The organism is Rufibacter sp. LB8 (assembly GCF_014876185.1).
GTDB lineage: Bacteria > Bacteroidota > Bacteroidia > Cytophagales > Hymenobacteraceae > Nibribacter.
Window position 1 is genome coordinate 2218928 of the sequence record NZ_JADALJ010000001.1, and the last position, 20533, is coordinate 2239460.

Genomic DNA, 20533 nt, shown 5'->3' on the forward strand with positions numbered 1-20533 from the left:
ACCTGAGGTGTTTAAGATGGTTTCTGCGATGAAAAATCTCCTAAGCCCAAAGAAGAGAAGGCAATGTGGCGCAGAAAGGCTTCCAGGCTACTTTGGTTTTGCCCTTGGTCTTTCACCTCAGTGAGGGAAGGCAGGTGCTGCGCGAAAAACCGATGCTTGCGGGCGCTTTCAATCAAGGTACTCACCAAAGCATGCGGATAAGGATAGGCAGGTTGTATGTCAAGGACCGTCTCGGCCATCTTGTGGCACAGGCTTTTGTATTCCTGAAACAAACCTTCTTTGTTGTCTTGGTCCACTTCTTTGGTGAGGTAGGCTTTGGAGGCTTCCACCATTACCAACCGGGCCAACACCTCCACGTCTAGGTAAGTGGTCAAGGTGGAATTGGTTTGGTGGGTGGCCAGCAGATGGATGAACATCTGGAGTTTCTCCTGGGCATTGGTCATGTGGTGCGTATGGAACCCAATCTGGTAATCTACCCAGTTCCAATACCAAGACACCAGGTACAGCAACAATTTGTGCTTGTTCTAAAAATACCGGTACACAGACGCCTCCGTGCTCTGAATATGGTTGGCCAGCTTCTTAAAAGTGAAATGCTCAAACCCCAAGTCATCTATCAACCTGATGCTTTCTTTGATAATGGTCCGGCCCAGTTCTGTCTGGTCTGGGTTGCGTAAGAAAAGCTTTTGGTTCAGTTCAATCTGTAAGGCTGCACTCATGAGAGATTGTATAATCTGTTTACGCTTACAATTAATAGTATTACTATCACAAAATAAGGTAATACAATGCTAGCAACAAAGCAGCGCTTAGTTTGTTTTTTGATTGGCCCGAAAAAAAATGAAACCTGCACCCGCTAGGCTGTCCTTGACAATTTTAACATACTGATTTACACATATCTATCTTTATTCTAATTCGAAATAAAAATCAAACATTCCATTTTGGAGCTCAATTCTGGAAATGAGCCCCAAAACAGAAAGCTGTCCTCCTTTTCCGTTTTTGGCTCCGTTTCCGAAAACGAGGCCAAAAACGGCACCCTGTCATCTCATAACAATTCCATAACACGGCCATAATATTCAGGCAATAAGCCCTAGGTAGTTTTGCACTGAAAAAGAACAGCCTTGTACCTGCTGACTACAGAAGCCAGGCCCTCTTTCTCACTTCGTACGGCGGCCAGAGCTGTTGACTACAGCGCGGCAAGCAGCACGAATCTTAACCTTCAGCTAACCATTTGCTTATGTTCTCACCCATAAACAAAGTAGCGGCCTGTTCTTCCTTTGTAAAAGCAAGCGCCCTGGCAACTATTCTCTTGATCTCCCCTTTGGCGAACGCGCAGGCACAGACAGTGGCCCAGGACTCGGTGGCGGAAACGGCCAGCAACGCTGAACCGGCCAAAGCCCCTTGGTATGAGAAAATATCCTTGCGCGGCTACGTGCAGTTCAGATACAACCGCCTGCTGGAAACCAACCCCAACCTAAAAACCGACTATGACAAATCTGTGGGCGACAAAGGCGGTTTCTTGATCAGACGCGCCCGTCTGGTGTTCAGCGGAGATGTGCATGAGCGTGTGCAGGCCTATATACAAGTAGATTTGGCTTCCACACCTTCGGGGGGGTCTTCCATTCATTTCGCGCAGCTAAGAGACGCGTATTTTGACCTTTCGCTTGACAAGAAAAAAGAATACCGGCTGCGCGTGGGCCAGAGCAAGATTCCCTTCGGGTTTGAGAACATGCAGTCCAGCTCTAACCGCCTCACCCAAGACCGCGCCGATGCCTTGAACAGCGCCCTGCCCAACGAGCGTGATTTAGGGGTAATGTTTTACTGGGCGCCAGCCCATATCAGAAAAAGATTCAATGAGCTGGCTAACAGCCGCATGAAAGGCTCCGGCGACTACGGCGTGTTCGGGCTGGGTGTTTACAACGGCCAAACCGTGAACCGCCCGGAGGCCAACAACAACCAGCACGTGGTGGCTCGCCTCTCCTACCCCTTCGCGTTTAAAAACGGCCAGATCATTGAGCCCGGCATACAGGCCTACACTGGTTTATACGCCGTGACCAAAGACCAATTGAGCAGTGATGCCGTAACGGGCGGCGATTTCAGGGACCAGCGCGTGGCAGCCAGTATTATGGTGTACCCGCAGCCGTTCGGGTTTGTGGCCGAGTACAACGTGGGCAAAGGGCCCGAGTTTGACACAGCCAGCGGCACCATTCAGACCAAATCATTGAAGGGCGGCTATGCGCAGGCCATGTACGCGTTCAGCATTGGGGAGCATGATTTCATTCCGTTTGTGAAAGCCCAGTATTATGACGGCGGCAAGAAAACCGAAACCGATGCCCGCTACAGCAAGGTGTATGAAACCGAAATTGGCGTAGAATGGCAACCCATCCAGAATTTTGAATTCGCGGCGCAATACACCATTTCTGACCGCACCACTTCAGACGGCAAAGCCAAAGACAACCGCCAGCATGGGCAATTTCTGCGCTTGCAGGCCCAATTCAACTTCTAACATAAAAGAATTTCCATAAAACCATGAAAAACAAAGCATTCAACTCCATCAAGACCCAGGTGAGCAGCTTATTGGTAGTTACTTTACTGTTGGGCGCCTGCGGCGAAAGCGGCAAAAAAGAGAACGTAGAGAATGACAAATCTTCTGCCAATGCCACGTCTTCTGTCACCATCAAGGGCAGCGACACGGTGTTGCCTTTAGCCCAGCAGCAAGCCGAGAGGTACATGGCCAAGAATTCCGGTGCCTCGCTTACGGTAGTGGGCGGCGGAACGGGCGTAGGCCTGTCTGCCCTGCAGGAAGGCACCACTGACATTGCCATGGCATCGCGCGGCCTGAAAACCGAGGAGAAACTGAAACTGAAAGGCGCCAAGATAGACACCCGCGAAACCTTGATCGCCTATGACGCGCTTTCCATCATTGTGCACCCCAAAAACAACGTAAGCCAACTCACCCGCGAGCAACTGGAGAGCATTTTCACCGGCAAAGTGACCAACTGGAAAGAAGTGGGCGGCAATGACGAGAAAATTGTGGCCTATTCCCGTGAGACCAGCTCCGGTACCTATGAATTCTTCAAAGAGCACGTGCTGGACAAGAAGAACTATGCCAACAACATTCTCATGATGCCCGCCACCGGTTCCATTGTGCAGTCGGTGAGCCAGACCACGGGCGCTATTGGCTACATTGGCTTGGCCTACGAGTCTAACCAGGTGAAATCTTTGAAAGTGTCTTATGACCAGGGCAAAACCTTTGTGGCCCCCAGCATGGAATCTGCCAAAGACAAAACTTACCCAATCTCCCGCCCGCTTTTCTTCTTCTACAACGCCACGTCAGAAAGCAAAGTGAAGCCATTCATTGACTACGTGTTGTCTGACGAAGGCCAGAAAACCGTGCAGGAAACCGGTTACATCCCTTTGAGCAAATAAGTTTTACCTCTGCTTAACCTTACCAATTACCTGTGAAACGGCGACTCCACCACCTGGGCGAAAAATTGATTGAAGGGTTGATTACCATCAGCGGGACGGTGACCAGCCTCACGGTGCTCCTGATTGTGTTCTACCTGTTCAAAGAAGGGTTGGGCATTTTCAGCCACACGCCCGTGGCCGAGGAATCTGTTCTGGCCGTGAACCGCCAGAACCCGGTCACGGAGCTGTCTGCCAACCAGGTGAAGGAAATCTTTGACCAGAACATCACCAACTGGAAAGATGTGGGCGGGCCAGACGCGCCCATCAAACTGTTTCAGGTAGATGACATCACAGACTATTATTCTGAGGAACAGATTGGGGCTAACTTTGAACACCTGCCCCAGCGCCTGAACGAAGTAGTGGCCAAAGACCCGCACATTCTGGCTTTCTTTCCAGATGAATACCTGGCCAAGGACTTCACGGGCAAGAAACTGGCCTTGGAGAAAATCAACCTGGGCAGCTTCTTGGGCGGCAAAGAGTGGTATCCAACTATTCAGCCGGCCGTGCAGATGGGCGTGTTGTCGCTCATTCTGGGAACGCTTTGGGTGAGTTTGGGCGCCATAATCATTGCCTTGCCGCTGGGTTTAGCCACGGCTATTTACCTGGCTGAGATTGCCAACCCCAAAATCAGAGGAATTCTAAAACCGGTGATTGAGTTGCTGGCGGGTATTCCGTCAGTGGTATATGGGTTCTTCGGGTTGGTGGTGATTGTGCCCATGATTCAAAGTGTGTTTGGTTTGCCGGTGGGCGAGACGGCGTTGGCGGGTAGCATTGTCTTGGGCATCATGGCCTTGCCTACCATCATCTCGGTGTCTGAAGATGCCATGCGCACCACGCCTCGCGCCATGAAGGAAGCCAGCCTGGCCCTGGGCGCCAACAAGTGGCAGACCATTTACAAAGTCATCATTCCGTATTCCATCTCGGGTATTTCCACGGCGGCCATCTTGGGTATTGGTCGGGCTATTGGCGAGACCATGGCGGTCTTGATGGTGACGGGTAATGCCGCGGTGATCCCGAGCACGTTTCTGGAGCCGGTGCGCACCATTCCGGCCACCATTGCGGCAGAATTAGGCGAGGCGCCCCAGGGCGGCATCCATTACCAGTCTCTGTTTGCGCTGGGTTGCATCTTGTTCCTCATGACGCTTGCCATTAACCTCACCGTAGATTTTGTGTCTGCCAAAAAGAAAGCGAATAGATAAGTATGGCGTTCGGCGAAAAAACTTCCAACAACAAAAGCAAGGCGTTCAGGCAGGGCGCGGCGTTTCTGGTTTTCCGGCTGCTGAGTTTCTCGGTGGTGGCCATTTTACTCATCATTCTGGGCTTTATCATGGTGCAGGGCATTTCGGTGATCAGCTGGGAATTCCTCACAGAATCGCCCAAAGAGGGCATGACCGAGGGCGGCATTTTCCCGGCCATTGTGGGCACGCTGTGCTTAGTGCTGGGCAGCATGATTTTTGCGTTTCCCATTGGCATCATGTCGGGTATTTACATCAACGAATACGCCAAAGACAGCTGGTTCAAGCGGTTCATCAAGCTCATGACCAACAACCTGGCGGGCATTCCGTCTATTGTGTTCGGTTTGTTTGGCATGGCCCTGTTTGTGAACCAGTTCGGGTTTGGCGATTCTATTCTGGCGGGCTCGCTCACGCTGGGGCTCCTGGCCTTGCCGGTAGTGATCAGAACCACGGAGGAAGCCCTGAAAGCCATTGACAACTCCTTTAGGATTGGGTCTCTGGCGCTGGGCGCCACCAAATGGCAGACCACCAGCCGCGTGGTGTTGCCCATGGCCTTCCCCAACATCATCACGGGTCTGATCCTGAGCATTGGCCGCGTGTCCGGGGAGACGGCGCCCATTCTGTTCACGGTGGCGGCCTATTTTTTACCCAAACTGCCCGGCAGCATCTTTGACCAGGTCATGGCCCTGCCCTACCACTTGTACGTGATCTCCACCAGCGGTACCAACATTGAAGCCTCGCGCACCATGGCCTACGGCACCGCCTTCGTGCTGATTATGATTGTACTGTTAGTGAATTTGCTAGCCAACTGGCTGCGCCGTTACTTCGGTAAGAAAGTGAAAATGAATTAAGGCCGTTTTCGGGCTCATTTCTGGAAACGAAGCCAAAAACAGGAATTCGGTGGAAACCATCCGGAGCATTAAAAAGAAAAGGAAAGCCGTTTTGGGGCTCATTCCCAGAAACGGGGCCAAAAACAGGAAAGCTGGCGGAAACGCCTTTTTTACAACCATATGAACAGCGTAGAAACCAAAGACGTCCATTTATATTACGGCGATTTCCATGCGCTCAAGGGAATTTCCATGGACATGAAAAAGAACCACGTCACGGCCTTCATCGGCCCCTCGGGCTGCGGAAAGTCCACGTACCTGCGCTGCTTCAACCGCATGAACGACCTCATTGACGGCGTAAAAATCACCGGCGACATTCTCATTGACGGCGTGGACATTTACAAAAGCAACATTCAGGTAGATGACCTGCGCAAGCACGTGGGCATGGTGTTCCAGAAGCCCAACCCGTTCCCCAAGTCCATCTTTGAGAACGTGGCCTATGGCCTGCGCGTGAACGGCAACAATGACAAAACCTTCGTGGAGGAGCGCGTAGAGCGTTCCCTGAAACAGGCCGCCCTCTGGGACGAAGTAAAAGACAAGCTCAAGAAATCGGCCTTTGAACTCTCCGGCGGGCAGCAGCAGCGCCTCTGCATTGCGCGCGCGCTGGCCATTGAACCCACCGTGCTGCTCATGGACGAACCCACCTCGGCGCTGGACCCTATTTCCACGGCCAAAACCGAAGAACTCATTCATGAACTCAAGGAGCAATACACCATTGTGATTGTGACGCACAACATGCAGCAGGCCGGCCGAGTGAGCGATTTCACGGCGTTTTTCTACCTGGGCGAGTTGGTGGAGTTCGGGAAGACCAAGACCATTTTCACCAACCCCAAAGACACCCGCACCCAGAATTACATCACGGGTAGGTTTGGTTGAGTATTAGAATTCCGTTTTAGGGCTCATTTCTGAAAACGAAGCCAAAAACAGAAAAAAATCGGCTTAAAATAAGTACGTTAGTACCACAGAACAGCGGGAAACATGAATTATTTAGACAAAGAGTTGCTGGCCATTAAAGTGAAAGTGCAGGAAATGTGGGCGCTGGTAGAATTCCAGGTACTGGCCGGCAAAGACGCGCTTTTACACCAGCAGGAAGAGGACCTGACCAAGAAGATTCTCAAGGCCGGCCGCAAGGTGAACGCCTATGACATAAAGATAGACCGCATGTGCGAGAACATCTTTGCGCTGTACAACCCGGTGGCCGTGGACCTGCGCTGGCTTATGGCCATCTTGAAAATCAACGCCAACATTGAACGCATTGGAGATTCTGCCGAAGGCGTGGCCCAACTGGTGAAGGAAGCCAAAGGCCCCATTGCCCCCGCTTTGCTGGAGGTCACGCGCGTGGTGGAGATGTACAACGCCGCCGAAGCCATGCTGGCCGATGTGCAGCGCGCCTTTCATGAAGAAGACACTGAGCTGGCCCGCCAGATCATCAAGCAAGACAAGCTGCTCAACAAGATCCACGCAAAGACCGACAAAGTCATCATCAAATACATTCGGCAGAACCCAGACGCCATCAATCAGGCCCTGAAAGTATCTGGCATCATCAGAAAACTGGAACGCATTGGCGACCAAATCACCAACATAGCTGAGGAAATCATCTTCTATGTAGACGCCAAAGTGGTGAAGCACAAAGAGAAAGCCAAAAAGAAAAAGAAGAAAGGCGGCTCCGGCTCGCCGTTGCAGGACACCTAAGAGCTTGTTTAAAATTTGATTTTGCAAGCGAAAATTGGGAGCGAAAGGTTCTGGCGAAGCGTTTTTTGAGCAGCATAGCAGCGCTATGGTGAGAAAAAAAGGCAAAGACAGGTTCTTTTGATACCAGTTTGCAGCGCGAAAGACAATTTTAAACATGCTCTAAAAACATAAAAAAAGCCCGCTCTCAACAGAGCGGGCTTTTTTTATGCTATCAATGTGTACTTTTATCTCTTTGTGAAAGTAGCCGAAGACGTGGTTCCGGAGAAAGGACTGGTTGAAACTACCGTGAACGATTTTTCATCTGCGCTCATGGTTAAAGTACCGGTTCCGTATTTCACTTCGGTCACCCCGCCGGTAGTGGTACCGTTCAACCAAAGGCTGGAGCACTTCCAGGTGTTGCTGGACTGAGGCACCAGGTTGGAGATGTAATAGCCGCCTAGACCCACCAAGCCTTTGCTAAAGGCATTGTACCAACTCAGCTTATCTGTGCTGGTGGCAAAGGAGGTGAATTTAAAACCGTTCACGCTACCGCTCAAGACAAACGCCCCGCCGCTTCTTTCCCAAACGCCGTTCAACGGGCTGCAGTCGCCTAAAATAGGTGCCGGGCTCTTGAAGTTGATTTCATTGCCATACGTTACCACGCCCGCAGTCGTAATGGCGTAAGCGCGCAAATAGTACTTGGTGCAGCTTTCCAGCGAGGGCACCAAAATGCCATTGTAAGTAAAGTTGTTCCCCCTGAAATTTGGCACCTGGGTTTTGGAATTATTGATGGTGGGGTTGGGCGACTTGCTCCAACAGACTCCCGCAGACTGCAGCTCAGCGGTTCCGGTTAGTTTAATACTCGCCGATGAATTGGTTTGGAAGAAGCTCATGTCATTGGTGACCACGGTGACCGTGCCGGCGGGGGTAGCAAAGGACACGCTGCTGCCGTACAGGGTGATGCCCGCGCTGGTGATGGCGTAGGCCCGTACGTAATAGGTTTTCCCGGCTTCTAACCCAGAGATGGCGCTGGCGAAAGATCCCGTTCCGGTCCCGTTGCTGGTTTTTGAGTTGCTGGTGGTTGGGTTGGCAGACGTGCTCCAGCAAACGCCCCGGGCAGTCACTGTTCCAGTTCCCGTGATAGTCCCGCCAGAGGCCGCCGCTGTGGTGGTGATTCCTGTCACTGGTGCCGTGGAAATGGCCAAGGGCGTAGCAGCGGAGACGGTGGTAAAGGAAACTGAGTTCCCGTACGTGGTGCCCGCACTAGTGGTGGCGTAGGCCCGCGCATAATACAGGGTTCCGGCTGTTAATCCCGTAAGATTGCTGTTGAAAGACCCGGTGCCACTGCCCAGCGTAGTCTTGCTGTTGCTGGTGGTGGGGTTAGGAGCTGTGTTGTAACAGATGCCGCGCGCCGTTACCATAGCTGATCCAGTCACTACGCCGCCCACAATGGCAGAATTGGTGGTGACAGACTGCGCCGGGTCTGTGGTTACAGAAATGGTAGGCGTGCTGTTGCTGGAAGCCGTGAAACTGATGGTGTTGCCGTACACGGTTCCTACGCTAGTAACTGCATATGCCCGGGCATAATACACCGCATTGGCGGTCAGACCGGTCAGCGACGCAGAGAAAACCCCAGGCCCCGAGCCGTTGGTGGACACGAAATGATTAACCGTAGGCACCGTCACATCCTTGCTCCAGCAGATTCCCCTGCCTATCACCGTACTCGTTCCTACAATAGAAGCACTCACGGTAGCCGATGAAGCGGTGACAGCAGTGGCCGGGTTGGTGATAATATCAAAAGCATTAGAGGGTGGCGCCAACGTGGTGAATGTTTCCTGTTGGCTGTAGGTCACCTCATTGTCAGCATCCACGGAATAGACCCGCACATAATAGGTGGTGGAAGATGACAAATCATGGGCAGTGATCATGATTTCCCCGGGCCCTGAGCCAAAGGCATAGCTATCATCGGCTAAAGTTGGTTTAGGATTTATGCTCCAGACCATGCCTTTGCCTTCTACTTCGTAATTGCCTTCAGCGGTGACCTCTCCGGAGAAAACAGCGCTGGTGGCAGTTATCTCTTCTGGGGGGTTAATGACGAAGGTGACTTTGCCGGTAGGTTCCTCCTCAGATTCCTCACAGGAAACAAACGCGAACAGCCCGCAGAAAAGGAGCAACAGGCTTTTAAGGGTAATGTTGTTTTTCATTATGATGTAAATAGAATTCATTGCTGTTCAACCACAGTGGCCCTGCTGCCATTGGCTCTGTTGTAAAAATCAAGTAGACAACCCAAGAGATGGAGATGTCTTTTACCTTTTTTCGGAGCGCCTCAAAAACCCAGCACTCTAGAGTTTCCTAGAACCAACTTATAAAAGGCTCATGTTTACTTGGGCTGTCTTATGTAGCAGATATGAATTGAAACAGTCTTGAAATGATAAGTTTTGGCAGTCAAAAATAGCAAGAGATAGGTAGGGCCGCAATACCTATAATTAGGTAATTATCTGAACACCTGCTGGTAGCAGCGGCAAGAATTCAGGAACCAATTATAAAAAGTGAACCTGTTTAGTAACGGATAATTATGTGCCGTCACCCTTGTTGGTGATAATACCAACAAGGGCTGCTTTTCTACTCACCCATTCTTCTATACTAAACAAGCTCGTAATAGGATCCTGTCATTGCTGATGGCCAGAAACATAAACGCTTAATTTCAATTCTGTAAAATCATCACCACTCGTCTTCCCTTCCAGAAAAACTACAGCCAAGCGCCTGGAATAGCCTTTATGTTAAGACCGAAGGCCCGAATAACTAGCCGACACTTGCGTGACGCGCATCATATGGCAAAAGCAGTTTCGGCCTTTAACCACTGGGTGCTTTGTCAGTTTTCAATGTCCTGCAGTTGAAATTCATTTGATTTCTTGCGGCACTTCCTCCGTTTTCGGGCTCATTTCCGGAAATGAGCCCGAAAACGGAAAAAGCACTTTTCTTAAAACCGAAGGGCTGACAGGCTGCTTTACATAAGCCTACAATTGACCGAATACTTATTAAATAATTGTAAAATGTCTGGATAATTCTGTCAGGGTCAGCAAATTCCTACCATAAGCCAGTTGGGCTTCGTACCTTTGTAATTCAAATCCAACGCTTTTTTATGAACAAGAATTTACGGTCCCTGTTTACCTTCCTGCTTCTAGGTTGGGGCGGCCTGACGGCAACATTTGCCCAAACGGCTCCTCCTGCCAACCTGAGTGGCACAGAGTTACGTACCTGGCTCAGACAGAACTGGTATGACGGCAAACGCCAGGTGCTCAGCTACAGCACCGCCCGCGGCAAAATGTACAACTACATTGACAATGACAACGGCAAAGTAACCTGCGTGTATTCTGGCTACCAGCAGCCGTTTAGCTACAGTGAGACCAGCACGTCCACGTCCATCGCCAACATTAACTCTGAGCACACCGTGCCGCAGTCTTGGTTTAATGAGGCGGAACGCATGCGCTCAGACATTCACCACCTGTTCCCTACTGTAAACCAGTGGAACAGTGACCGTGGCTCAGACCCTTTCGCGGAAATCCCAGATGCCCAGACCCAGAAATGGATCATCGGCCTTAATAACGCCCAGACCTCCATTCCTACCAGTAATATTGATGATTACAGCGAGGACACCAACTCTGAGTTTGAGCCCCGCGAAGTGCACAAAGGCAACCTGGCCCGCGCCATTTTCTATTTCTACACCATGCATGACGGCCAAACCTTTGACCCAGGTAAAGGCACTATCAGCGCGGTGGCCAACCTGCAGACCCTGTACCAGTGGCACTTACAAGATCCCGTAGATGCCCGCGAAATTGAGCGCAACAACCGTGTGCAACGTTCGCAGGGGAACCGTAACCCCTACATTGATTATCCGGAGTTGGTGGCCAATGCCTGGGGCTTCACACCAACGACGGCCTGTTCTCCTGCCACCCAGGCGTCTCAGGTAACCATCTCCGGTGCCACGCAGACTACCTTTACCGTTAACTGGACCAACGGCAGCGGCAACAGACGGTTGGTAGTGGTGAAAGAAGGCGCAGCGGCTAACTTCAGCCCAAGTGGTGCTTATACCACCGGCATCAACGCAGATTTCTCCCAGGCTACCGCCCAGGCCAACGACAACAAGATTGTGTACAGTGGCACCGCCACCAACGTAACCGTGACCGGCCTGATTGCGGCGCGGACCTACCATGTACAGGTGTTTGAGTACTGCAGCACAGACAATGCCTTCAACACCACCAACGTGCCGGCTGCCCAAGTGACTTTGCCAGATTACAACTGCTTCAACGCGCCAAACCAGACCGTGACCAACCTTACTTCTTCTGAGATTGGTTCTTCTGGTTTTATGGCCACGTTCACGGCGGGTAACGGCGACAGCCGCCTGCTTTTGGTGAAAGAAGGAAGCGCCCCAACAGCTTTGCCTACTACTGGCACCTCTTACACCGCCACCGCCAATGCCAACTATGCCTCTGCGCCTATGTTGTCAGACGGGTCACGTGTGGTATACAGCGGCACTGGGTTACAAGCCTCCATCACTGGTTTGAGATCTAACACTACGTATTATGTGGTAGCCCTGGAAGCCTGCTCTAACGGCTGGCGCTACAGCACGGCTTCGGTGCCTTTGCAAGTGGCAACTACCGTAGCCGGTGGCGTTCTGCCTGAAGGTGTAGTAGCCAGACAGGATTTTGAGAACGGTTCTGAAGATGGCTGGGAGGTTTTAACGGGCTTCAGCAGTTCCACAGATAACACGGGCACACCCAATGGTCAAAGAATAAAGAGTGGAGCCAAATCTTTCCAACACATTCCTACCACCACTGGCGTGCCTACTTTAGGTCAGCTGATTTTCGCACCTATCAACACCACTGACTTCAAAGACTTAACCGTAGAGATTTTCAACAGCTCAATATCTGTCACTTCGGGCAATGGTATGGATGCCGGTGATTTTATTGAGGCCTATGTTACGTTGAACGGCAGTGAATTCTCTAACACTCCAGACCTTAAAATCACCTCTTCTGAGTTGAACGTACGCTATGGCATGAACGGAACAGGCGTTGTGGAAACAACCGCAGGAACCCCTGTCACCAAAACGATTAGCACGCCTGGAGACATTTCTGGTGACGCTGCGCCTTCCCGAATGATTATTAGAGTCCCGGCTGGCACTACCTCTGTTCAATTGAAACTGGTATTGTCTGCTAACGCACCCAATGAAGTCCTAAACATTGATGACGTGACCTTGTATGGTACTTCTACTGTGACTGGCTTGCCCAAGGAAATAGATGAGCAGTTTGTGGTGTACCCTAACCCAACCACGGGCACCTTCACGGTGCAAGCCCCAGCTGGCCTGCGGTTGCTGGAAGCGGCGGTATTCAATGCGGTAGGTCAACAGATCACTGCTAAGAAACCTGCTTCGGCTAACCAACCTGTCACGTTCAACCTGCAGAATGCCGCCAAAGGCATTTACATCCTGCACCTGAGAACTGACAAAGGAACCTTGGTACGCCGCATTGTAGTGCAATAATATTCTTCTAACTCCCGTTTTCGGGCTCATTTTCAGAAATGAGCCCGAAAACGGAAAGAGGCCACCCAGCTGGGCGGCCTCTTTTTTTATGTCATACTCTACGGAAATCATTCTTGATGCCAGCCAAACCGAAGTAGCAAACCTTGTAAAAGCAAAAACCGCCGAAGGGTCATCGGCGGTTTTTTATATAGACAGAGCGGGTTTTTAAACCAATGCAGAGGAAAAGGAAGCTTAGAACTCCAACTCTAGTTTCTGGCGGTATTTTTCTTTCAACGCGGCTAAGCGGGCCTGCGCCGACAGCACCATTTGGTCTGCGTGTTCAAACTTCTCCTCTTGGTCAACGGTCTCTTCCTGGGCCTTTGCCACAAGGCAACTTTCATTCTTCACCTCAACCTTTGAATACAGCATACGCACATGTGTTTGTTCTGAACTGATGCAAAGGTACCCCCTTTTAAAACAGACCTTTTCACTTTTAGACTTAACCCGTGGCCTAACCGATGAATGCTCCCAAACTCCCGATGAACCTCTGCGTCAGCTAGCTATGCCTTTCCACCTTATGCGTTTGACGGCCTTGCCATTAAAGCGTAAATTTGCGGTAGTTCCAGCCTTTGCCATGCCGCTACTTCCCACGCCTGCCTTTTCTTCGCCGTATTACCTGTTCAATGGGCATTTGCAAACCATTCTGCCAAGCATGGCCCGCCGCGCGCCGGTGATTTCCTACACGCGGGAGCGCCTCACCACCCCAGACCATGATTTCCTGGATCTGGACTGGTCCAAAGTGGGGTCAGACACATTGGTGGTACTGTCTCATGGCCTGGAGGGCGATTCCCATAGGCCGTACATAAAAGGCATGGTGCGGGCGCTCAACTCCGCTGGCTGGGATGCCCTGGCCTGGAATTTCAGGAGTTGCAGCGGCGAACCCAACCACTTGCTTCGGTCTTACCACATGGGCGCCATTGAGGATTTGGATTTGGTGGTGCGCCATGCGTTGGCTACCAAGCCGTATGCCCGCATTTTTCTGGTAGGTTTCAGCATGGGCGGCAACCTCACGCTTAATTACCTGGCGCAGGGCAATGGTCAACTCCCCGAGCAGGTGCAGCGGGCCGCGGTGTTTTCTGTGCCCTGCCATTTGAAAGGTTCCTGCCTGCAGTTGGCCAAGCCCCAGAACCGGGTCTACATGAAACGCTTCCTGAAAAGCCTACACCTAAAACTCTCTGAGAAAGCCCAGCGGTTTGAACTGGACCTGACGCAGTATGACCGCATAAAGACTTTTGAGCAGTTTGACGAGCGCTACACCGCCCCGCTGCATGGCTTCAAAAGCGCCGATGACTATTATGAAAGCTGCAGTTCTGTTCAGCGCCTGCACCAGATTGAGATTCCCACGCTCATGGTCAACGCCCTGAATGATCCCTTTCTGTCACCGGAGTGTTTTCCGGTGGAGCAGGCCCGGCAAAACCCACATTTCTACCTGGAGATGCCTGCCACGGGCGGCCATGTGGGGTTTGCAGAGAATTTCGCGAAGGGCCACTATTACTCAGAACGCCGGGCGGTGGAATTTTTAAGCCAAGCCTTCTAATCTTTTTGGACTGCCTACGGAATACTAAGCCTGGCAAGGCCGCGTTCAAGAATTACTGTCTGTCTGCGCAGGGTAAGGAGCTTGGCAACTAAGTCACCAGCCACTTCTGGGGCTAGGGCAGATTCCAGATTCAGGCTTTTTTCATTTCATCTGAAAGCGGAAAGAAGTATATTTATCATCCAGACCTACCCCAACCTTGCGTTATGGCTGTGCACCGCGCTTTTTACCATTTTTCTCTTTTGCTGCTGGGCCTTGTCTTTCTGGTGAGTTCCTGCGGTAAATCCTCATATGCCACGTTCAGCAAGCCCGGCGACCAATACAAGTCTGCCCAGGAAATTGCCGAACTCAAGCGCACCGAGCGCCAGCAGCGCAGACTGGCCCGTAAATCTGGGCTGCTCACGCCCACTGAGAAAAAGAAAATGGCCGCCAAGCCAAGTAAGGACCGGCGCAAGCGCGTGTCTTCCATTCATTTGGGAAGCGCTGACAAAAACATTCAGAAAGTGATTTCCACGGCCCGTTCTTACCGCGGCACGCCTTACAAGTTTGGGGGCACCACCCGCATTGGCATGGACTGTTCTGGTTTGTTGTGCACCTCGTTCCAGGCTATTAACGTCACCTTGCCGCGCACCTCCGGGGAACAGAGCCAATTCGGCCCATCTGTCTCTACCCGTGACCTGAAAGCCGGCGACCTGGTCTTCTTCAGCTCGTCCAGAAACGTGAACAACATCACGCATGTGGGCATGGTCACCGAAGTAAAAGGCGCCAATGAAGTCTATTTCATCCATTCCTCCACCTCCTTGGGCGTAACCGAAGACAACCTCTACGCCCCTTATTACCAGAAAATCTTCGTAAAAGCGGTAAGACCGAACATCTAGAACTTCCCGCTTCCTGTAACTCAGAACATCCTTTCAACCATTACCTCCATTGGTGTTTGGTAAGGGTGGATTGATGGTTATTCTTCCAGAATCTTCCTTTCCGTTTTCGGGCTCATTTCTGAAAACGAAGCCAAAAACAGAAACTACTGGTTGCCAAAACTGCCGGGTGGTCTGTCTATTCCTTCAACTTCTTCTTGCTTTAGCTGCGGTATGTGCCGCCCAAGTCTATTTGGTATGGGCAGTCACTTAAGGTAAAATCAATTGAAAACCACGCTTAAAAGAAAGATGCTGCGGCCCAGAGGCAGGATGGCTATTTGCTTCCTACGCTTTCAGATTAACCAAAGGGTTTATCGGTTGGTTTTCCTTCACATAAAAAGTCTTCTGTTTTGGGGCTCATTTCTGGAAATGAGCCCCAAAACAGAAGATGGCAGAATTACATATCCTTGATTGGAGATGATATAAAAAAGGAAGCCCCGCCTGGCAAGTGCCAAGCGGGGCTTCCTTTTACAGGTGAAGAGTACTAGTTGGCAGGGACTACAAACTTGCCATTTTCTTTCACCAAGATAACGCTGGCCGGGCCGGTAGGACCGGTGTGCAGCATATAGGTCACCTGGAATCTCTGACCTTCAGTGGCCGTAGGGAAACGGTCCTGTACCAAGGCAGCCAGGGCCTCTACCAATTCATCTTGTTTCCAGTAGTTCACGTTGTCTGTGAAACGCTGGTAGAAGTTCTTGAACTGTTTCAGGTTGTCTCTTTTGCCTTTAGAGGCTGTCAAGGTTTCATTGTTGCCAATCCACTCATAATCAGCATCTTTCAAGGTGTATCTGGTCACTGGGTTAGCTACCCACACGCCTTGCTTTTTCACGAAGGAAAGCGTGGCTGGGGTGGTGCGCTGCCAGTTGTTTCCATCATAGAACAACGGAATCACTTGCATTAAGGTAGAAGAGGCACTTAACCTTACCAGGAAGCTACCATATTGAATGTCGCCTACTTTGGCGCCAACAATGTTACGCTTGAAAATCTGGTTGAAAGCCGCAGGAACCAACGTTCCCTCATCCCCTGAAGCAAACGCATTGTTCCGGCTACGGTCAACGGCTGCGTAATCAGCTGGGGTCATGGCGTAGGTATTATACCATTTTCCGCCGGTGTAGTAGAAAGGAACCGTCATGGTTCTGGTTACTACCCCGCCGCTACCATCACCTACGTTGGTGTTGAACCAAGTATAGGTAAGTGTAGCCAGCCTGCCTTCAACAGGAGCGCCAAACTTAGCGTTGAGGAAGGTCTCAATCTGCCCCATGCTTTCAAACTGCATTCTGTTGTTGGTCACGCCGCCCATGTTGTAATCTTCCTGGGTAGCCAAGGTGAAAGCTACACGCTCAGTTACCGTTGAAGGAGACGCTGTGTTGTAGGTTACGTCCACCACGTCACCATCTCTCAAATGGCCGAAGGTAGCGTTCAGGTACAACGGAATCAAATCACCGGCCTCTTTCTCAGACGCGAAGTAATAGCTGGTGCCCACATATGCCGGCACCCCTGTTTTACCTCTCAAAGACTCATAGTTGGGAACAGTGAACGTAATCTCCATCTCCCGTCTGGGCGTGGTACCCGCAGCCTCCACTTCATCATATACATCTTCCAGGGGCTCACAGGCCGAAGCCGTCACCAATACGGAACAGATTAAATAAAATAATTTTTTCATCTTACTAGAGACTTAAAAGTTAATTCTTAAAGTAGTTGTCCAGGTTCTGCCGGCGCCAAAATACACAGAGGAGTTAGTGGCGTTGCTTACCGCAGGACGGTTCTCACCAGGAGCTACAAAGTTGGCCAGCGCGTCTGAGATGTACTCAGTGTCTAACACGTTGTTCACGTTGCCAATCAAAGAAGCGTTCATGCCTGCAAATTTAAATCTGAACACCGCGTTCAAATCCAACAAAGAGTAGTTTGGTACTTTCCAGGTGTACGGGTCTCTGTTCACTGGTAAGCTGGTTGGGTTAAAGTCTGAGCTGAAGTTGGCATAGTAGTTATAGTCTGCTCCAATTTTCAAGTCATCAATCACGTTAATGTTCAAGCCCAAAGCAGCTGTGGTCTGCGGAGCGTCTCCCACTTTAAGGCCGGCAATGTTGAATGGTCCAATCACTTCTGGTCTGTTGCTGCTTAATTGAGAAGCTTCCACCACTACTTCACTAATGTCATTGGTCCAGGTCCAGTCACCTACTGACAGCATACCGGTTAGGGTTACTCTTCTGATAGGCTCATATCTGAAATCAATCTCCAATCCTTGGTGCAGGGCGTCTACTCCTAACAAATTAACAAACAAAGGGTTCCCGTCCTGGCCAGTAAGATTTCTAGAGAGTGTTCTGTCTTTCCAGGTGGTGCGGTACAAGTTCACGTTGGCCGTGAAATTAGCGGTCCTGAAACCGTAGCCTAACTCGTAGCTCAAGATTTTCTCATTCTCTGCGTCTGCGTTAGGAACGTTCTGGTTTCTTGACAAATCACGACCTGGGAATACGGTGGTGAAGAAAGGCGCTTTCTCAAAATAACCCACGTTGGCGAACACGTTGTGGTTCTCTGTCAGGTTATAGTTGGCACCACCTTTAGTCTGGAACCCGAAGAAGTTTACTTTCTCGCTCTTACGGGCTGGGTCATTAGAAGCATATCTGAAACGGTCTAAACGCTGATAAGACGTGTTAGAAGCGGCCAAGGACACAAACGCGGCCAAAGGACCTACTTTATACTCCCCTTGCAGGAAGCCACCGCCCCAGTTCACAATACCATCCCAGTCAAATTGAATTTTGTCACCGGTTCTGGCAATGTTATTTGGGTTGTTGATATCACCACGGCCACCAGTATAACGGTCCAGCACATACTCAGCGCCTAACAAGTTACGTACTGAGTTGTAGTGAATACCTCTGTAGTAACGCAAATCCACCCCAGCCAATAAGTCAAAGTTTTCAGTCAATGATTTCTGATAGGTGCTCAACACACCCGTCCATATGTGGTCATTTCTGTTTGACTGTAAATATGCCACGGCGTTTCCGTCTGTAGAAGCCACGTTCATGTCAACCAGTTTGTCAATATCTACGGGAGAATACTCACCAGCGGTTCTAGTGCCTAAAAATAAGTTAGCATTGTTCGGGAATTCATTACCACCCTGGCCCAAAGAACCATACACCGCCGTTGACAAAGAAGAAGTCTCATTGATGGTCCAGTAGTGGTTCAAAGAAACCTGTGGTTTATGGTAGAAGTTACCGCTAATGGTTTGGTTCTCGCCGTTCAACACACCCCAGTTAGGGTTAAATCTGATGCCCTGTGGAGCATCTTTGTAATATTGAATGCCTCTTCTCTCAAATCTTGAGCCGTGGTACTGTGGCGCGCCAAAACCAGTCAAAGAAAGCGTGTGTTTCTCATTGATCACTTTAGACACGTTGAAGAAATACGTGTACGCCTCGTAGGCTAATCCTTCAAACCAACCGTCACCGGTGTTTTTAGAGCCGGCAATAGAGAATGCCCAGCCTTTTTCTGACAACCCAGAAGAAAGCGAGAAAGCGGTTTTGTTATAGTTGTTGTTACCGAAAGACTGAGAGATAAACCCGCCTTGCTTGGCATCTGTGGTTCTGGTTTGGATGTTGATGGTACCACCAATAGAAGGCACTGCCACTTTAGAAGCTCCCAATCCTCTTTGGGTCTGCATGAATTTGGTCACGTCGGTCAAACCGGCCCAGTTAGACCAGAAAACGCGGCCGCTTTCCATGTCATTCACCGGAATTCCGTTGATCAATACCGCAATGTTGGCACTCTGGAAACCACGCATGTTGATTCTGGAGTCTCCAAAACCACCGCCTGAGCCTCTGGTGGCATATACACCGGGCGTAGACTTCAACAACTCAGGGAATTCCTGCTGGCTGGCTTTCTCCACAATCACCTCACTGGTGATGGTTGACATGGCCACCGGGGTTTCCCGCTCAATAGCGAAGCTGTTACCAGTCACCACTACTTCATTGATGTTGTTTTCTGAAGCCCGTAAGCGCAGGGTACCTGCGTTAGAACCAGACACCGGAAACTCCAATTGTCCATAACCCAGGTAGTTTACCACCAAGGTTACGTTCTCTGCGTTGGTTTTCAGGGTGAACGACCCGTCAACCTCTGTTGTGGTGCCGTCAGTGGTCCCTTTCACAGACACCGAAGCCCCTGGCAAAGACTCTTGGGTAACCGCATCAATCACTTTTCCTCTAATAGTCCGCTGCGCGAAGGCCGAGGACGCAACAAGAAGCATTAAGGCAACTATTGAGAATAGTTTCCGTTGTAAAGAGTTTTTCATATTTGGTTGGTTGTTCTTTGACACAAAGGTAACAACCATTTCACATATTTTTTAGCGCCTCTCCCAATTTGACATTATTAAACAGTTAAATCTTGCTCTGGTCCTGTCTTGCTTTAAGATATGGGGGCTACTGCGCTGTTTCTCTGTCGCTAAACTCTCTTACAACTTCCCACTTCCTTGTCAAATTTATCAGGCAACTCCTTGTTTTTTGTGAGTTTTCAAACCACCGCCAACAGGCCTGCAGTTCCCTTCCCTTTCTTGATTCCCCTAAAATTTTTACAAGAAGATACGCCTCACAATCTTCTCCATTCCGCAGCCTCTCCCCCTTGCCCTTTATGACGCTATATTAGAGCATGTTTAAAATTGTCTTTCACGCTACAAACTGGCATCAAAAGAACCTGACTTTGCCATTTTCTCGCACCATAGCGCTGCTATGCTGCAAGAAAAACGCTTCGCCAGAACCTTTCGCTCCCAATTTTCGCTTGCAAAATCAAAATTTAAACAAGCTTTTATAAGAGCCGAAATTTTTTATCTGCCGGTTCATGGCTTCTATTAGAATTTGCCCCACTACGAATTTTACCATGGGAGCAGAAAGACCGTAGGCGGCTATGGGCTCATGAAATTCTTTTGCCATGGAAGACAAGCGCTTACAACACAATAGAGAAATATTTAACAGAATGGCTTTGTAAAATTTGGCAGTTATTAAAAACCGTCTTACTTTTGCATCATCATCCAAACGGGGGATTAGCTCAGCTGGCTAGAGCGCTTGCATGGCATGCAAGAGGTCATCGGTTCGACTCCGATATTCTCCACGTTAAAAAGCCTACTCACACGAGTAGGCTTTTTTTTATTTCTACCTGCTTTCGTTTTAGGCCTCATTTCTGAAAATGAGGCCTAAAACGCCATCTGCCTCACCATCCCACAACCTAGTAAGTCCCTATCCCCGTTTAAGAACCTTTGTCTACCTTTA

At 50.2% G+C, this 20533-nt stretch carries 15 protein-coding genes, 1 tRNA gene and 1 other annotated feature; of the genes, 10 read left to right on the forward strand and 6 right to left on the reverse strand.

Features of this window, described 5'->3' with window-relative positions:
- Positions 1-11: 11 nt before the first annotated feature.
- Entirely contained in the window at positions 12-512 is a 501-nt protein-coding gene (locus IMY23_RS09455; protein WP_225986466.1) for a hypothetical protein, read from the reverse strand.
- 12 nt (positions 513-524) lie between these two features.
- Positions 525-716 (reverse strand): TetR family transcriptional regulator, encoded by a 192-nt coding sequence (locus IMY23_RS19980; protein ID WP_225986467.1) that lies wholly within the window; start codon positions 714-716, stop codon positions 525-527.
- 515 nt (positions 717-1231) lie between these two features.
- On the opposite strand from IMY23_RS19980, the gene IMY23_RS09460 reads away from it, so the two are divergent.
- The 6 genes from IMY23_RS09460 (at position 1232) to phoU (ending at position 7276) form a co-directional block, all read left to right on the forward strand.
- A complete protein-coding gene (locus IMY23_RS09460) occupies positions 1232-2500 on the forward strand; it encodes a porin (protein ID WP_192821849.1) in 1269 nt (422 codons plus the stop codon).
- Between the two features lie 23 nt (positions 2501-2523).
- Positions 2524-3423, forward strand: coding sequence for a phosphate ABC transporter substrate-binding protein (locus IMY23_RS09465; protein ID WP_192821850.1), 900 nt, complete (start codon positions 2524-2526; stop codon positions 3421-3423).
- Positions 3424-3455: 32 nt separating this feature from the next.
- Positions 3456-4661 carry a phosphate ABC transporter permease subunit PstC gene (pstC, locus tag IMY23_RS09470; RefSeq protein ID WP_370589842.1) on the forward strand — a complete coding sequence of 402 codons (1206 nt, stop codon included), beginning with the start codon at positions 3456-3458 and terminating at the stop codon, positions 4659-4661.
- A 2-nt stretch (positions 4662-4663) separates the two neighbouring features.
- Positions 4664-5548: a phosphate ABC transporter permease PstA gene (gene pstA / locus IMY23_RS09475; protein WP_192821851.1), complete on the forward strand. Its 885-nt coding sequence runs from the start codon at positions 4664-4666 to the stop codon at positions 5546-5548.
- 159 nt (positions 5549-5707) lie between these two features.
- Complete coding sequence (pstB, locus tag IMY23_RS09480; protein WP_192821852.1) at positions 5708-6460, forward strand: phosphate ABC transporter ATP-binding protein PstB; 753 nt, start codon at positions 5708-5710, stop codon at positions 6458-6460.
- 102 nt (positions 6461-6562) lie between these two features.
- Positions 6563-7276 carry a phosphate signaling complex protein PhoU gene (gene phoU, locus IMY23_RS09485; RefSeq protein ID WP_192821853.1) on the forward strand — a complete coding sequence of 238 codons (714 nt, stop codon included), beginning with the start codon at positions 6563-6565 and terminating at the stop codon, positions 7274-7276.
- 224 nt (positions 7277-7500) lie between these two features.
- Here the strand turns inward: phoU and IMY23_RS09490 are convergent, their stop codons facing one another.
- Positions 7501-9459, reverse strand: coding sequence for a hypothetical protein (locus IMY23_RS09490; protein WP_192821854.1), 1959 nt, complete (start codon positions 9457-9459; stop codon positions 7501-7503).
- A 938-nt stretch (positions 9460-10397) separates the two neighbouring features.
- Here IMY23_RS09490 and IMY23_RS09495 point away from each other — a divergent pair.
- Complete coding sequence (locus IMY23_RS09495) at positions 10398-12794, forward strand: endonuclease (RefSeq protein WP_192821855.1); 2397 nt, start codon at positions 10398-10400, stop codon at positions 12792-12794.
- Positions 12793-12881 (forward strand) — a sequence feature (Phe leader region). It overlaps the preceding gene by 2 nt.
- Before the next feature lie 144 nt (positions 12882-13025).
- Here IMY23_RS09495 and IMY23_RS09500 read toward each other — a convergent pair.
- Complete coding sequence (locus tag IMY23_RS09500; RefSeq protein ID WP_192821856.1) at positions 13026-13202, reverse strand: hypothetical protein; 177 nt, start codon at positions 13200-13202, stop codon at positions 13026-13028.
- Between the two features lie 205 nt (positions 13203-13407).
- Here IMY23_RS09500 and IMY23_RS09505 point away from each other — a divergent pair, with 205 nt between their 5' ends.
- Together IMY23_RS09505 and IMY23_RS09510 are read left to right on the forward strand one after the other, a co-directional pair.
- Positions 13408-14370: a YheT family hydrolase gene (locus tag IMY23_RS09505; protein ID WP_192821857.1), complete on the forward strand. Its 963-nt coding sequence runs from the start codon at positions 13408-13410 to the stop codon at positions 14368-14370.
- 203 nt (positions 14371-14573) lie between these two features.
- On the forward strand, positions 14574-15245 hold the full coding sequence (locus IMY23_RS09510; protein WP_225986468.1) for a C40 family peptidase: 672 nt from the start codon (positions 14574-14576) through the stop codon (positions 15243-15245).
- A 520-nt stretch (positions 15246-15765) separates the two neighbouring features.
- Here the strand turns inward: IMY23_RS09510 and IMY23_RS09515 are convergent.
- Together IMY23_RS09515 and IMY23_RS09520 are read right to left on the reverse strand one after the other, a co-directional pair.
- On the reverse strand, positions 15766-16944 hold the full coding sequence (locus IMY23_RS09515; RefSeq protein WP_192821858.1) for a hypothetical protein: 1179 nt from the start codon (positions 16942-16944) through the stop codon (positions 15766-15768).
- Between the two features lie 12 nt (positions 16945-16956).
- Positions 16957-19563: a TonB-dependent receptor domain-containing protein gene (locus IMY23_RS09520; protein ID WP_192821859.1), complete on the reverse strand. Its 2607-nt coding sequence runs from the start codon at positions 19561-19563 to the stop codon at positions 16957-16959.
- 738 nt (positions 19564-20301) lie between these two features.
- Here IMY23_RS09520 and IMY23_RS09525 point away from each other — a divergent pair.
- Positions 20302-20375: transfer RNA gene (locus IMY23_RS09525), tRNA-Ala, on the forward strand.
- The last annotated feature ends 158 nt before the right edge of the window (positions 20376-20533 follow it).